The sequence below is a fragment of the Cytobacillus depressus genome (assembly GCF_008923245.1).
GTDB lineage: Bacteria > Bacillota > Bacilli > Bacillales > Cytobacillaceae > Cytobacillus > Cytobacillus depressus.
This window is the reverse complement of record NZ_WBOS01000034.1, coordinates 1-15,332: the sequence shown is the minus strand read 5'-3', so window position 1 is coordinate 15,332 and position 15,332 is coordinate 1. Positions and strand designations below refer to the sequence as shown.

At 35.2% G+C, this 15,332-nt stretch carries 15 protein-coding genes and 1 pseudogene; 3 read left to right on the top strand and 13 right to left on the bottom strand.

The window, feature by feature from the left end; genetic code table 11:
- Positions 1-499 precede the first annotated feature (499 nt).
- On the top strand, positions 500-928 hold the full coding sequence (locus F7731_RS26080; RefSeq protein WP_151537665.1) for a glycosyl-4,4'-diaponeurosporenoate acyltransferase CrtO family protein: 429 nt from the start codon (positions 500-502) through the stop codon (positions 926-928).
- 881 nt (positions 929-1,809) lie between these two features.
- Here F7731_RS26080 and F7731_RS26075 read toward each other — a convergent pair.
- The 3 genes and pseudogenes from F7731_RS26075 to F7731_RS26065 form a co-directional block, all read right to left on the bottom strand.
- On the bottom strand, positions 1,810-2,115 hold the full coding sequence (locus tag F7731_RS26075; RefSeq protein WP_151537664.1) for a hypothetical protein: 306 nt from the start codon (positions 2,113-2,115) through the stop codon (positions 1,810-1,812).
- Between the two features lie 96 nt (positions 2,116-2,211).
- Positions 2,212-2,418: pseudogene (locus F7731_RS26070) on the bottom strand (FMN-binding negative transcriptional regulator); the annotation flags it as partial.
- A gap of 381 nt (positions 2,419-2,799) precedes the next feature.
- Entirely contained in the window at positions 2,800-3,711 is a 912-nt protein-coding gene (locus F7731_RS26065) for a DMT family transporter (protein ID WP_151537663.1), read from the bottom strand.
- 153 nt (positions 3,712-3,864) lie between these two features.
- On the opposite strand from F7731_RS26065, the gene F7731_RS26060 reads away from it, so the two are divergent.
- A complete protein-coding gene (locus F7731_RS26060; RefSeq protein WP_151537662.1) occupies positions 3,865-5,238 on the top strand; it encodes an aminotransferase-like domain-containing protein in 1,374 nt (457 codons plus the stop codon).
- A gap of 682 nt (positions 5,239-5,920) precedes the next feature.
- Positions 5,921-6,361, top strand: coding sequence for a YaiI/YqxD family protein (locus F7731_RS26055; RefSeq protein ID WP_151537661.1), 441 nt, complete (start codon positions 5,921-5,923; stop codon positions 6,359-6,361).
- A 173-nt stretch (positions 6,362-6,534) separates the two neighbouring features.
- Here F7731_RS26055 and F7731_RS26050 read toward each other — a convergent pair whose 3' ends face one another.
- The 10 genes from F7731_RS26050 to F7731_RS26005 form a co-directional block, all read right to left on the bottom strand.
- Complete coding sequence (locus F7731_RS26050) at positions 6,535-6,696, bottom strand: DUF3934 domain-containing protein (protein WP_151537660.1); 162 nt, start codon at positions 6,694-6,696, stop codon at positions 6,535-6,537.
- A 539-nt stretch (positions 6,697-7,235) separates the two neighbouring features.
- The gene (locus F7731_RS26045; RefSeq protein ID WP_151537659.1) at positions 7,236-7,766 is read right to left on the bottom strand and encodes a GNAT family N-acetyltransferase; all 531 of its coding nucleotides are present in this window, start codon (positions 7,764-7,766) and stop codon (positions 7,236-7,238) included.
- A gap of 977 nt (positions 7,767-8,743) precedes the next feature.
- Complete coding sequence (locus F7731_RS26040; RefSeq protein WP_151537658.1) at positions 8,744-8,971, bottom strand: hypothetical protein; 228 nt, start codon at positions 8,969-8,971, stop codon at positions 8,744-8,746.
- Between the two features lie 345 nt (positions 8,972-9,316).
- Positions 9,317-10,180: an RNA polymerase sigma factor SigJ gene (gene sigJ / locus F7731_RS26035; protein ID WP_151537657.1), complete on the bottom strand. Its 864-nt coding sequence runs from the start codon at positions 10,178-10,180 to the stop codon at positions 9,317-9,319.
- Positions 10,158-11,459, bottom strand: coding sequence for an NAD(P)/FAD-dependent oxidoreductase (locus tag F7731_RS26030; protein WP_151537656.1), 1,302 nt, complete (start codon positions 11,457-11,459; stop codon positions 10,158-10,160). Before F7731_RS26030 ends, sigJ begins: the two co-directional genes overlap by 23 nt.
- 213 nt (positions 11,460-11,672) lie before the next feature.
- The gene (locus tag F7731_RS26025) at positions 11,673-12,161 is read right to left on the bottom strand and encodes a methylated-DNA--[protein]-cysteine S-methyltransferase (protein ID WP_151537655.1); all 489 of its coding nucleotides are present in this window, start codon (positions 12,159-12,161) and stop codon (positions 11,673-11,675) included.
- Positions 12,145-13,062, bottom strand: a complete 918-nt coding sequence (locus F7731_RS26020; RefSeq protein WP_151537654.1) for a DNA-3-methyladenine glycosylase family protein — start codon at positions 13,060-13,062, stop codon at positions 12,145-12,147. The genes F7731_RS26025 and F7731_RS26020 overlap by 17 nt, the downstream gene beginning before the upstream one ends.
- Positions 13,049-13,621 carry a bifunctional transcriptional activator/DNA repair enzyme AdaA gene (locus F7731_RS26015; RefSeq protein WP_151537653.1) on the bottom strand — a complete coding sequence of 191 codons (573 nt, stop codon included), beginning with the start codon at positions 13,619-13,621 and terminating at the stop codon, positions 13,049-13,051. Before F7731_RS26015 ends, F7731_RS26020 begins: the two co-directional genes overlap by 14 nt.
- A gap of 20 nt (positions 13,622-13,641) precedes the next feature.
- Positions 13,642-14,346 (bottom strand): isocitrate lyase/PEP mutase family protein, encoded by a 705-nt coding sequence (locus tag F7731_RS26010; protein ID WP_246197477.1) that lies wholly within the window; start codon positions 14,344-14,346, stop codon positions 13,642-13,644.
- 392 nt (positions 14,347-14,738) lie between these two features.
- Positions 14,739-15,155 carry a hypothetical protein gene (locus F7731_RS26005; RefSeq protein WP_151537652.1) on the bottom strand — a complete coding sequence of 139 codons (417 nt, stop codon included), beginning with the start codon at positions 15,153-15,155 and terminating at the stop codon, positions 14,739-14,741.
- Positions 15,156-15,332: the final 177 nt, after the last annotated feature.

Genomic DNA, 15,332 nt, shown 5'->3' with positions numbered 1-15,332 from the left:
CAGTTTCTTTACCATTAAAATAATGTTCAACAGCTTCATTTATTTCTTCTAAAGTAAATTTAGACATAAAAATACACCCCAATTATTAGATTTTGTGTCTAATAATTGGGGTGCAGTTCATACTGAGAAATTGGGCTTTTTTATTACTCAATAATTGTCCCGATTATGGAACAAGGTATTAGGACTTTTATGTTTGACCTTTACTTTCCCTTGAAGAAATTCGATACGATTAATAGTAATACACCTGTTACAATCAAAGGGACTGAAAATGACGCAAGTAGTTCTGGAATGTTTGTGTTTGGAACCCCTAATGTCTAATTAAATGAAATTCCAATAGCAGTAGCCCATATTCCTATGTAGGCTAATATTTTTCCTGTTCAGTTATACCTTTTTAATAACATACATATCCCCTTTGTTAAATACAATTATTTCAAACCCTCACGATCACCTCAACTTGTTAATAATCTTCAAAATATGGCTTAGGAGGTAAAAAGAAATATTGAAATTATTAAACAGAATATTTAATGATAAATATTACAGTATTAAACACTTTGAACGGGAAGGTAAAATATATGAAATTTTAGGAATAAAATGGTTTAAAAGGTTACTACTTAGAATAGCAAGGAGTAGAAAAAACGAAGTCCCATTTAATGGATACTTTTTAAAAGAACTGTCAATAGAAGGAATAATCGAATTTGAGAATAAATCTAAAAAAAGTGAAAGAAGTCACGTCATTATAGCAATAATAATCTTATTTTATCAGTTCAGGATTATTATTTTTTTGGAAGGAATTTTAGATGTTTTATTTCTTTTATTCTTTACTTTATTGAATGTCATATCAAATATATATCCAATTTTTCTACAAAGATATAATCGAATTAGAATTAAGAGAGTCCTTCAAAAAATGAAATCGATAGAAAAAAAGTGATAATTGTTAAAGGATAGAGTTAGTTGCACAAACTGGAGAAATCCTGATATATGGATTTCCCTTAATTATATGCTATATCAACATTAAAATTTAACAGAGCCTTAAAAAGAGACGCGTTCCTAAATAAACGTGCCCGATTGTGGAAGATAGATTCAAAGATCTTATTGAAGAAAAGCTACCGTAGAACAACGTCTGCTTATTTTTTCTTTTGTCTATATATTTTTTCCGTAAAATATAGAGCTATAACTAAAGCAGCGAATGTTAAAATAAAACCAGTAAGATTGTTAACGTTAAAAAAGTTACCTATAAAATGATAAACATAGTAAACAGATAAAATTACTAATAAAACAAGTATTGCTAATTTCTTATCTTTAGACCTTATAACATAAATAATAGCTATGATTACAAGAAAACACCAATCAAACAAACCCATAATGTTATTTCACATCCAAATATTTTTTTTGCCAACCTTGTTCAACTATCTGACCCGATAAAAGAAGACGCCTTCTTACTTAAGAAACGCACCCGTTTGCTAATATTCAATGATATGTTTTCAAGTGTTTATAACTTATTAATTCGCCCCTTATATTGATCACAACCTCATCTTCCCCATAACCCATAATGGGCACCATAGTAAGGAAACATCTTCAATGTTAACTGATATAATCCGCCAATTCCAAATACTTGCTTTATTTTCAGAACTCTTTTATATGCGCGCCTCGATTTCGATTAAAGATATCTCAGATTATCAATACTCATACGCCTGTTTGGCCTTCTTTCCGTAATAAACAAACAGAAATCCTCATCATCTTGCTCATTGAAATACAAGAAAAAAGACACTTTCTTTACTTAAGGAAAGCGCCCGTTTCTGGAATAGTAATTTAAGAATAATTGTTTCCTTTCTTGCTATAAATTTCATAAGCAAAAAATCCAAATAAATAGCCTATTCCAGCCCCTAAACTAACTGTAAATGCTGAGGGGATCGGTAAAAACATGCCAGAAATTATACCGAGTGCACAACCAAAAAGCATTCCGATTGGTATTAAACTATCTAATAAATTTTGTGCACCTTTTGATTTTTTCTTACCTAGGTTGCCTTGGTTATATTTATGTTTAAGTCTTTCAATTACATATACTACAATCCCTCCTACTATTACAATAGGTGCAATTGCCATGACAAACTCCATGTTAGAACCTCCTTTCACTTTATATTCAGATCATACCTGCTACGAAACGATAAGGAAATCCAAAACTAAAGCCCAGCTTCTCCGTAAATTTTAATGGAGAACAATAACTTGTTGGTTTACAACATCCTTCCATTGTTCGTTCGGTCGTGCAAAATGACCATATAAGAATTCTCAGATTTGTATAATATGAGTTGCGTAGGGTGCTCCATTATGCTGAGAAAATAAAGTTGCAAAGCTGTACTTTTCAATAAAGTCATAAATAATATCTTTATCATCGATATTAAAATGTTTAGGTATGTACATCCTGTTTCACATCTTAAAAAAATTATTATTTCTGATAATAATTTAACTAAGCATTTATTTTTTTGTGTATTACCAGATTAATAATAGTTTTAGATGTCAGTAAAATATTATCTAACCTGCCAGTTCAATAACACTCATATTAATTATATTCCATAAATCTCACTTCTTTAATTAGATTATAGATTAAGGCTCAATATAATAAAACCCAAATGAACTATTGTTGATTAATACTAACGTTTGATTGTAATGCAAGGGCAAACGCTGATTATTAATAAAAAATTATAGCTCCTATTTTGAACAAAGTTTGATCAAAATTTTGGCTATTTATCATACATTATTTCGGAAGGCGAATAATCGTAAATTGTGCCTCTTATATAATATTTATCTACTTCTAAGTACACTATTTTTATGATGTGACTCCTTCTTTATCACAGGTGCATTTTTTCCAATTATTACGCAAATCACAACAACAATTGCTAAAACAATCGTTAGCCATGTAATCGATTCTCCTAAGAACAATACAGAAAAACCAATCATTAAAAAGGGCTGTAAATATTGAATCTGTCCAACTCTTGCAATCCCTCCTAAAGACATCCCACCGTACCAAGCGACATATGCTAAAAATTGGCTTACAACAGATAAATAGAACAAACTTATCCAAGCTTCGATAGGCGCTTGTAACATATCAACTGATATGTTTAAACCAACAGGAATAATAAAAAACGGGGATCCAATTAATATAGCCCAACCGATGACTTGCCAACTACCAAGCTCTCTTGATAGTTTTCCACCTTCTGCATAACTTAATCCAAGTAGCAAGACAGCTACAATTAGTGCAATATCTCCTTTTTGTAATTGACCTAAACCTAAATATACGGCATAAAGAAGCACTGTTACAGCACCAATAATACTCGCAATCCAATAGCGTCTTGAAGGTCGCTCGCCTCCACGCCACATAGCAAAACCAGCTGTCGCAAGCGGCAGTAATGCCAGCTCAATTGCGCCATGTGATACAGGCAGTGATTTCATTGCAAATGTTGTTAATAACGGAAAGGCAAGTACAGCACCAACAGCAACAATACCTAAGCTTTTAAATTGTTTTTTATTAGGTAATGATTCTTTTTTTATGATAAAAATGATACTTATCATTATTGCTGCAATAACTGTCCTACCCAACCCAACAATTGCCGCACCAAAATAAGGGACAGCGATACTTGTAGCTGGTAATGTAAGACTAAAACAAAGTATGCCAATAAAGCCGAGTAGCATTCCTCTTTTTATATTGTTTTCCATTCAAATTCCCCCTTCACAAGCATACAAATGTATTCCATAATCACAGTTAAAAGGAATAAGCTGCTAATTAAACATGATTATAATTAATATCAACTCTTTTTAATACAGGAGAATTCCATATCTGTCATAGGACAGATACTAAGGAGAATATATATGACAACAAAATATAGAGGTATTTTAGAATGGGTGATACAACAAATAGAGGATGAGCAGTTAAAAACAGGAGATAAATTACCATCTATTCGGCTGCTCGCTGAACAATTTCAATGTAGTAAAAATACGGTTGTAAAGGCATTACTTGAATTGGAAAAACAGCATATTGTCTATGCTAAACCCAAAAGTGGCTATTACGTTGTTGATTATTATCAAACATCTAGTCCATATGAAAATGATATTGATTTTTTATCTGCTGGTCCAGATAAAAGTATCATGCCTTTTGAAGACTTTCAGCACTGTATCAACCAGGCGATTGACCATTATAAAGAGCAATTATTTACTTATAGTGACCAGCAGGGGCTTTTTTCTTTACGAAAGGAGCTTGCGAAGTATTTACAACATTTACAAGTATTCACGAAACCTGATCAACTTGTCATTACTTCTGGCTCACAACAAGCGCTTCATATTCTATCCGTCATGCCGTTTCCAAATGGGAAAAAGAATGTATTAATTGAGCAACCTACTTACTTTGGTATGATAGATACCTTACAGTTAAACCGGATTACAACGTTAGGAATTGAATTAACAATGGAGGGTATTGATTTTGAAAGACTTGAGCACTTATTTCGAACCAATAATATTAAATTCTTTTACATCATTCCAAGATGCCATAATCCACTTGGGCATCATTATACAAATGAAGAAAAGAAAAAAATCGTTGCTCTTGCAAAAAAATATGATGTATACATTGTAGAGGATGATTATTTAGCAGAATTAGATACAGATTCAAAAGCAGACCCTTTGTTTGCGTATGAACCCAATGGAAGAGTCATTTATGTAAAGAGTTTTTCGAAAGTATTTTTGCCAGGGCTACGTATTGCTACTGTTGTACTCCCTGAAAAAATGATTCCCACCTTCGTACGCTATAAATTTAGCACTGATTTCAATACATCGCCACTTTCACAAGGAGCATTAGAAATCTATTTAAAAAACGGGATGTTTCAATATCATTTAGAAAGCGTAAAAAAGTTATACATAAAAAAAATGAAAACATTATTAGAAGCCTGTTCATTGTATTTACCGAACTATGTACAATTTACAAAGCCAAAAAGTGGTTTTTATCTCACCATCTTTTTGCCTTCACATATAGATGTCGATAAATTGATTTGCCTATTACATGAAAAACATATTTATGTAGACAACGCTTCTAGAATGTACTTAGCTGAAAACAATCAGCCTGCAATTCGACTAAGCATTTCACAAGTAAATGAATATAAGATAAATCTCGGTATTCAACAATTAGCAACTTATATAATCGATATGTGTGAAAAAAAGAAATACAATCCACTCTCGTTTAAATCCTATCATTAAAGTCAATAAGACATCCATGTATTAATGTATCTTATCTATAATCAAGCTTTATTTAAAAATCACAATTGCAATTTATAAATGTCATACAAAATATTAATATTGTTTAACTAACGAGAGCCTTTGAACAAGACAAATTAAAACAGTCGATTCCTTAATCATACAGGAGGAATCGACTGTTTTAGGTTGAACTCTGCTTAGTGTACAAAATTCCTAAATGTTGGTGGAACCCCTTAAAAAAGTTGTTCAGCAATCTGGCCCTATAATGAAAATAAGCGCTGTTCCTTTTACAGAAAAGCGCCCGATACATAAAGAAAGAGCAGAATTTCTACTCTGATTTGGAATTTGTTTTTCAATAGATTAACCACCAAAAAGTTATCTCCTTACATAAATAATATATTCATTTTATTTAAATCTTATATTCCCTACTTCAATAAAATGGCACTTTCCTTCTTGAAGAAACTTGCAAAGTTAGCGTAATTATATTTCTTCCCAGTATCCTTTTATCTTACAAAGCGTTCCTAAACACTTTGACCATTAATAAAAAAGACACGTTCCTAAATAAACGCGTCCTTTAATAGAAATACTGTTTTTTACTGATTTTTAGTAAACCATCCTTATCGTTTGACAAAGGATAAATTTGCCATTATTATCAACTCAAGCTTACTTATTGGGAGAGGTAAAGATGAAAATTTATGTTGATGCAGATGCTTGTCCGGTAAAAGATATCATTATCTCTGAAGGTACGAGTGCTGAAATTCCTGTTATCCTTGTTACTAGCTATTCTCATTTTTCTAATGCGGAACAACCATCAGGAGTGGAAACCATTTATGTTGATTCTGGAGCAGATGCAGCTGATTATCGGATTATGAAGTTAGCAGAAAAAGGAGATATAATCGTTACGCAAGATTATGGTCTTGCTTCGCTAGGTTTAGCAAAAGGGTGTGTAGTACTTCACCATAATGGGTCTAGCTATACAAATGAAAACATTGACCAATTATTACAAACACGTTATTTGAGTGCAATGGCTCGAAAAAGCGGAAAGCGTACAAAGGGGCCAAAACCATTTACATCAGAAGATAGGGAGAAATTTAAGGGGCTTTTTAAAAGAGCGATTTCACATTAAAAAAGAACCGTTTATTTTTATGAAAAACCTAGAAAAATAAATTGTGACAATTATTAAACTGACCTGCCCAAGCAGAAAAAGAAAAAAGCGAACTCCTTTAAAGGAGCTCGCACACGTTGGGTCATTAAATAATTGTATTTAATCAGCATTCGCTATATTTCGGATAAGTGACTTTATCTATTGCTCGTGGGGCCATTTTCAACATCCGTTTTTTTTGTACCTTTACTTATATAAGGTTTTGCACTCTTTTTTTTGTTTGCACTAGCTTGCCAACGATTCCAACCCTTCTTATCTGTTCCTCTCCCTGTTCCACCTTTTCCTTTAGCTTTACTCATAAAATCACTCCATTATTATTCTAGGTTGAGTTACCTATCTGGTTAGTTTTGGTCATTTTACTCGGTTATTAAACAAGCATATTGCAATAAATAACATCCTTTCAGTGACCCATACTATTGTATAGAAATAATAAACTAATGTCGACTTCATGGAATTTCCTTTTTCACTAAACTCCCCGTTAGCCCTCCATGCAGCACAAAAGCAGTGCCGCACCACAGAGTATGAAAATAGTTAGGAAGCGCCAATACTGATACTGACCTTAATCCAGTCAACCCATTCCATAGATCAATAAATTGTAGCTCTTTCCACTTTTTTTAACGATGGATAAAGGGTCTCTTTGGTATTGCCTTTTTTCGAAGTTAGAAAAGTTTATTTTCATGGAAGTTTAAGTGCAATCATTCACAAGCACCTATTAAATGGTCCTTAAATGAAAATATGCGCTGATCCTAATTATAGATAAGCGTCCGATTCTTGAATAACTACAGAAAATCACCCACTTAAGGGTTGTTAATTTAACAATATTTCCCGTTAACTTGATTTATTTTTGATTTATATGAAATAGAACGTGTTTCTTTAATGGACTATCTTCCTTAACTTTTGGATGGTCGAAAGTTTTAATAAAATTCATACCGATTTTTCTCATTACGTTTTTCGAAGGCTTATTAATATCGGCTGTAAAGCTATAAACATCACTAAAACCCAATTCGGTAAATCCATAGTGTAAACAGGCTGTCGCCCCCTCAGTTGCAAACCCTTTTCCCCAAGCTTCTTTTTTAAGTCGCCATCCAATTTCTATACACGGTGTAAAATCAGCCTCAAACGTTGTCCTATGAAATCCTATAAACCCTATAAACTCCTTGCTCTCCTTTTCTTCCACGGCATATAACCCAAATCCATATTCTTTAATCTCGGATATAATTGATTTATAGAAAGCATTTGTTTCTGCGGATGATAAAGTTTTAGGAAAATATGTCATAACCTTTTCATCCACATTTAATCGACTAAATGGACCTAAGTCTGTTTCTTCCCAGTCGCGTATTTGCAATCTCGATGTTTCTAAATATATCATTTTACACCTCGCAATGTAGGATTATTGGATAGTTTATTACACTATCTAGCCCTTTAATACCAAGAAAAATGGACTTTTGTAACAGGTCATTAACTAACCTAATAATCATATCAAGTTTCCAATATTTCTACATGATTTATTCAAGAATCTGGCCCTTTTCATGAAGAAAGACACTTTCCTAATTGCAGAAAAGCGCCAGATTGTTGAATATTGTTATTGAAGTTAAGCACCCGTTCGTAATATAAGGTTAGCCAGATTTTTCTGGTTGACCTTTTTGTTTATGGTCCTATAATAACGGTAGTCGGGGTAGAACGTCGCACCCGTGGGATTTAATCCCGTCAGCTAAACTGCACCCCCTACAAATAAGCTCTTACATAGGATTTACGCCTTACTAAAAAGCAAATCTACTCTCCGAAATATAGCTTAAAAATTATATCTAACTAAATAAAACAAAACCTTCCAAAAGTAATATATCGGAAGGTTATTTGGCATGAACATTTTTAGTATATCATGGGGTTTTTAAACTTTTTATTGGAAAATATTGACAAACTATTAGCTGGTTTAGTTGAAAAAGGTCTACTTATTTTTTCTTTTGTCCATATATTTTTGGATAAAATATAGAACTAAAACAGATGTAGCAACTACTAAAACTAAACCAATAAAATTGATTGTGAAACCGTGTCTATGGAAAGTAATAGCATTTAAAATATTTGTATGAAACAGGTAACCTATAAAATAGTAAACACTGTAAACACCGATGATTACAATTAAAAGAAGTATTTTTAATCTCTTGTTATTTTTCGAAAATAACATAACATATATAAGATATATGATTATTGGGGTAAAAAGGAAAATCAATTGTTTTAAATCCACTACAGTTATCACATCCAAATATTTTTTTTTTATCAACCACATTCAACTATTCTCCCGTTAGCGGAACAAGAAAAGCGACTGCTCTTATTTAACAATCGCACCCGTTAGCCAATCATGTAGCGCAAGATCAGCGCTGCACCACTAAATATTGAACCTGATACTACCAAAACAACGACCCAATAAAGAAGTCTTTTCCACCTTTTTGCCCATTCGTCAGTCAGTTCTTGGTCTTTGTCAATATTTCTTAATTCTTTACTAAAACGTAATACTTGAACTAATGCTCCAAGCCAACATATAACTGATATTAATTCAAAAAATTTGACCCATTCCATAAAATTTTCTCCATATTTTCAAATATTATAAAAAAGCCCTTATTATTATCCCTCAACCTTATTGAACTAAAACTAAACTGCTTCGTTACTTTAAGTACAAACTTTCACAAACTCGCCTAAACTTTCACCTAGATATCTAGGTGTTATTCAACAATCTGGCCATTTTCATGAAGAAAGACGCTTTCCTTATTTCAGAAAAGCGCCCTTTAATAGAATATCATGACTGGCGTTCTTAAAGGATTTTATTGTCACTTTGTGGTACGGTTCAGCTTAACGGGTTTAACGGCGAAAAAAACGAAAGGAGTGCCTCAGCAGCTCCTTTCGAGCTCTTTTTAAGTAGTAATTCTATAGATGTCTTAACTTTTCCGGATTTGCGACATTATAGATCGCTTCGATCTTATGATCTCGATAAGCAAAAGAATAAACATATTGAATCCCTTCATCCAAACGAAGGCGGATTCCGGGGAGCCCATTCACCATGAGGAACGAGTACGTAAATTTACCCGCATGCTTGTTGATCACTTTTTGATGAAGCTTCAGCACTTGCTCAAACCCGACAACAGGCACTTGTGCCGCGCTTACTTTGCCTCCGCCGTCCGAGTAGAGCACAACATTCTCACTAACCAGTTCAAGAAGCTTCGTCGTATTTCCTTGCAATAGTGAATTCACAAACTCTTTAATCTTATCCTCCGCAATGGAAACCGGCGGTTGTTGGTCCGGGTCGAAATGGATGCTTTTTTTGGCGCGGTGGAAAATTTGCCGGCAATTCACACTGCTTTTCCCGACTATATCGGCAATCTCTTCAAACGAATAATGAAAAATCTCTCGAAGAAGAAAAACCGCCCTTTCCTTTGCACTCAATTGCTGCAGAAGCAGAAGATAAGCCGTAGAAATCGACTCCGACCGCAAATATCTAATGGATGGATCGTCGTCCGAGGCCCCTTTTTCAATCAGGGGCTCCGGAAGCCATGGACCGACGTACATTTCCCGTTTTTTGGCCGACGAACGCAAAAGATCAATACAACGATTCGTTACTATTTTGTATAAAAATGCCCTTTCGTTTCGGATTGTCCCGACGTCAGACAGTCCGTCGTAGCTCAAAAAAGCATCTTGTACGATATCTTCCGCATCCATGACGCTGCCGAGCATTCGATAGGCTAACGAAAACAGCTCCGTTTTATATCGTTTATATAATTCCTCTGTGCTCATAAAAGGCATTCCTCTCCTTCCCCTCAAGGGAGAGCATATGTTGTATGGCTCTTTTGGCGCTTGCTGTCGCGGCATCAACCAATACTTCACCGTGCGACGCCCATTCTCCTGCTACATATAATCCTTGTATTTCCGGGACAGCGGGTCCGGGATTCTCATGACGTTTCATATGCATAAAGTCGTGACAAACCGTCATTTTAGGAAGGTATTGCTTGACAATCAATTCTTCCCGCCATCCCGGCTGCATCAAATCCAGCACGCCTTCCAGTTCTTGCAAATCTTTATCCGGGTCCGGTTCTTTCCCTTGGTACTTAATGAGCGATATGACTTGCGCGCCATCGTCGCTTAGATAAGCCGCACGCGAATGATTGCTAAGAAGCACGGTCTGATCAATCCCGTAAGCAAATTGTTGTTTAGGCTTGGGAAGTCGTTTCAAGGCCACATCCAGGCAAGCCGCGGTGACCTCAATCGCTTGTTCTTTCCAGGTATGAAGGGCGGTTTTTTCTGCAAAGGGCACCAACTCAATTGCGATAGAAGGCGATGTGGCAAGGATAACATAGTGCGTATCGATTTTCGTTCCGTCTTTACAGAGAACCTGTCGTACGATCCCGTCTCGGGTATCGATGGACGAGACTTTGATATTGGTTAAAAACCGCACTCCCAGATCGGATGCCTTTTTGTGCAATTCCTCGATCAATTCGCCCCAGCCACGATCCAGGTACAACGCGCCTTTAAGGGCATTCTGCAGCTGTTTCAATACAGGACCCGCGGCTGGCAAATCCGGCCCGACCACATAACTGGCCGCACGAAGTAACGAATAAAAGATATTGCGCACCATGGGATCTCGCAAATTCCCTTCTACCCATTCGCGGATACTGATCCGGTCAAATTGACGATTATCCGCTTTTGAAAGTTTCATAAGACAGGAAGCAAACTCCATCTTTCCTTTCCAAGACAACAGCGGGGTCGTAAACAAGGATTTCATATCCGAAGGCAAAGTGTTCAATTTCCCTTTCCAAACGCCATAAGCGAACGATGAAGGCCGCTTTCCTTGCAAGGTCAGCCCCAATTCCCGGAAAGTCGCGTACGCATCTCCCTTATACAAGGAATGCGCGCCCAGATTGAAGTAAGCTCCTTTTTTCTTGTTGGAAATGGCTCTGCCGCCTAAGCGATTCTGTTTTTCAATGACCACCGTTTGTTTCCCGGCTTTGGCTGCGTAAATTGCAGCGGTTAAACCCGCAATACCTCCACCAACCACGACCACATCAACCTTTTGCATCACTCATCATCCTTTTCAAATTTTACCTGTATGACGGGCAAGGGATATGATTTGTGACAGAAAAGCAAAAAAAATTTAAGGGAAATCTCCTCGGTTAACCGGGTTCTCGAATTAGTTCCCTATTCATGCTGATTTCTACTCTTCGCTTTACCACTATTTGTGATACGGTTCACCGTAATAGATCTTAATGAGGTTCTTTAGGGTTCTTAACATCTACTTATGTCCCTTATTAGAAGACCTCTCATGTTGAAGCAGCCATTCTTTTCTCCACAGACCTCCTGCATATCCGGTTAATTTTCCATTGGAACCGATTACTCTGTGACAAGGAATGACAATGCTTAGCTTGTTTTTCCCATTCGCACTTCCTACCGCTCTTATTGCTTTTTCATTCCCAATGGAAACGGCAATATCCTTATAGGACCCTGTTTCCGCGTAGGGAATTTCTATTAAAGCTCCCCACACTGTTTTCTGAAAGTCTGTCCCTTCAAATTGATATGGGAATGTAAATTCATGGCGATCGCCTTTAAAATATTCGTCAAATTGGTTATAGCATTCTGTTAAAACTGGAGGAGTTTCGGCCTGTAAAAAATTCTCCTTTTTATCCTTTTCAGAAAATAAGATCGAGCTGATTGCTTCATTAGTGCCGATTATTTCGATTACACCGATTGGTGATTCATAGTCTAATTTATATTTTTTTGTCATATAATGACCTCCAAAGATAAAAGGTAGCATATGCCTGCCAACCTCCCCAATTTTCTGCATATTCCTCTATTTCTTCTATAGTCGGTTTCTCCTTAAGACCTAATAGATTCTTTAAGGCATTATGAAGACCGACATCCGCAATTGGAAAGGCAGAGGCTTGGTGTAAGCATTTCATCATTACATAATCTGCTGTCCATGCTCCGATACCTCTTATCATCATTAATGATTTTTGTATTTGCTGATAATCATTCTTCTGAAGCAATAATTCTTTGGTTAATCCGCCATTTATCATAGCCTTAGCGATATCAATGATATATTCAGCCTTTCTATTCGTAAATTGAAGTTTTCTTAAATCATCAGCATTTATTGAAGCTATTTTTTCAAATGAGGGGAATAACCAAAACGTTTCTCCTTCGAAAGTTAGACTCTCGCCATATTGTTCAACGAAGCGTTTCTTTAATGTATAAGCAAATGTTAAATTAATTTGCTGTCCGATAATCGCCCATACTAGCGCTTCAAATAAATCCGGAATGCACAAAATACGTAAGCCATAATATTTATGGGCCAGTGTCTTTAAAACTTTATCTTGACCAGCCAATTGATAAAATCCCCCTAATTCCTGATCCAAATCAAACCACTCCCAAATATACTCTGCCACTTTTTTGCGAGAGTCAATCGATGGGGAGCTTATTGGGAATTCAACCTTTATGGAATGATTGATGGATCCTATTTTACATAAAATCAAAGATTCATTAACTTTTATTAGTTTATATAAAGACCCCTCTTTAATCTGATGAAGCACTTCTTGATTGGACCTGCCCAAGAAGATTAAACACTCCTCAAAATTAAATTCCTTTGGAGGATAAATCTCAATATAAGATTCATGATCAATCCATTTCATTTAGGAGTTCCTTTCGATATTCACTAGGCGAACAGTTTTTTAAGCTACGAAAGACCTTGTAAAAATTGGAGGGGCTCCGAAATCCTACCTCATAGCAAATCTCAAGATTCGTCAAGGTTGAGCATTTAAGAAGGTGGGCTGCTTTATCGATACGTATTTTTTCTAAATAAGTACGTGGAGTCTCAGATGTTTCCTGTTTAAATAACCGCTCCAAATAAAAGGGACTTAAACCTGCATGATCCGCTATATCTTTTAATATCAAATTTTGTTTATAATGATTGACTAGGAACGTAATGATATTTCTGACAAGCTCAATATATGGGGATTGCTCAACCTCTGGCTGACATCTTTTACAAGGACGGTAACCAGCTTTTTCAACTTCATTGATGTCATGGTAAAATTCTACATTCGCTTTTTTGGGCTTCCTTGATCTACAGGAAGGGCGACAGTATATTTTAGTTGTTTTTACTGCAGTAAAAAATAGCCCATCATATTTTCGATCACAAGCGATAATTTTCTCCCACATCTCTTCAAATGAAAGATTGATATTAGACACCATTTAACCCACTACCTTTCACATTAGCGCTCGTTCTCATACAAAAGGGATGTATCCTTAAACTCCAATAATTTGGAAACCTTCTTTTCTAAATAAGCAATCACTTTATCAGATAGGGCATTTCCAAAACTAAAACGTCTTACACCTAATTCTTTAAGCTTATTACAATTTGTTAGTCCAGGTAAAGATAATACATTTAGTGGAGCATTCATTGTGAACTCTTTAATCTCTTCATCCTCCTTTAAGCCGGGGACAAAAATCCCGCTAGCACCGCTCTCAACATATGCTTTTTCTCGTTCTAATGCTTCCAATAAAGGGTTTTGCCTTTGAAAATAAGTATCGGTTCTAGCGTTAAAATAAAAATCTTTATAACCATTATGATCTAAAGTTATTCTTATTTTTTCTAGGAGCTTACAGTGCTGCGAAATCTCTCTCAATCCATTTGATTTTTTCAGTAAATCTTCAATATTTATGCCAGCTACCCCCACATCTGCCGTCCTTAAAACATTATTAATAATCTTGTTAGTGTCTTCACTGTACCCTGCTTCGATATCCGCGGAAACAGGAATTTTTACATTCCCTGTTATCGTTTTTATTATTGCTAAGTGTCTATTAAAATCAATTAATTCTCCATCTGTATACCCTAGTGAGTTAGAAATTCTCCAACTAGTTGTACCAATTGCTTTAAATCCTGCTTTTTCAAGCGTTAAGGCAGAAAACAGATCCAAGGAGTTTCCTAGAAATTATAGATCCTCTGAAAAATGCAGCTCATTGAATTCCTGAATCTTATTCACTTTAATTCCCTCCAAATGTTTAGTTGAACCCATTTTAACAAGTAATCGGCCACCATTTCGTCCTCATTCTTGCTCTTATGGTCAGTCTTTAGGAAAAGAAAAAAGTGAAGCACTATTGTGCCCCACTTCTAAGCTCTATATAAAAACCTTATTTACTTGTGATACGGTTCTCCGTCCTTAATCTTAAAATAATTATATTTATTCCACAATCTGGCCCTTTTCATGAAGAAAGACACTTTCCTTATTTCAGAAAAGCGCCCGATTGTTGAAGATCATAAATACAAGTCTTATAAAACTAACGCAACCGGTAGTTCAAGATTAAACTCTTATTTTTTACTTATCTTTGAAACCAATATTAACAAATGATAGTAAACATTAGATGCTATAATACCGTATATTGAAACTGTGAAATTCTCTTGCGAATATATATTTCCAATAAATAAAAAAAGAAAAATAACACCAACAAATATCCCAAATAACGAATATAGACCTAATCCCAAAAAACACTTTGCCCATTTTGACTTTCTGTTAGATTTCTCAATTAATTTATCAATAAAGATTGAAAGAGGTAATCCAGCAAGAAGGTAAATCGGACCAGCATAAATAATGACAAAAATAAACGTTTCTAAAAAGCCCGAATAATAAACATTCGGTTCCCTTAGAGAAACAGGTACATAAAAAATCCAAGAGAATATTGATGCAAATAAAGCAACAGAAAGTACCACCGTTACAAGCCTTTTCATTTCGCACCTCATAAATCAAAAAATAATTCTTTATTTTGTAGCACTAACCTACCATCTAGTAGAGTAGAAAACTGATTTCATAGGGATAGCTTACGCTATCTCTTTTACTTTCAGTTTCCCCTCATCAAACCGTACGTGAAGTTTTCCCTCATACGGCTTTCCGATGTTCTTCTTTCT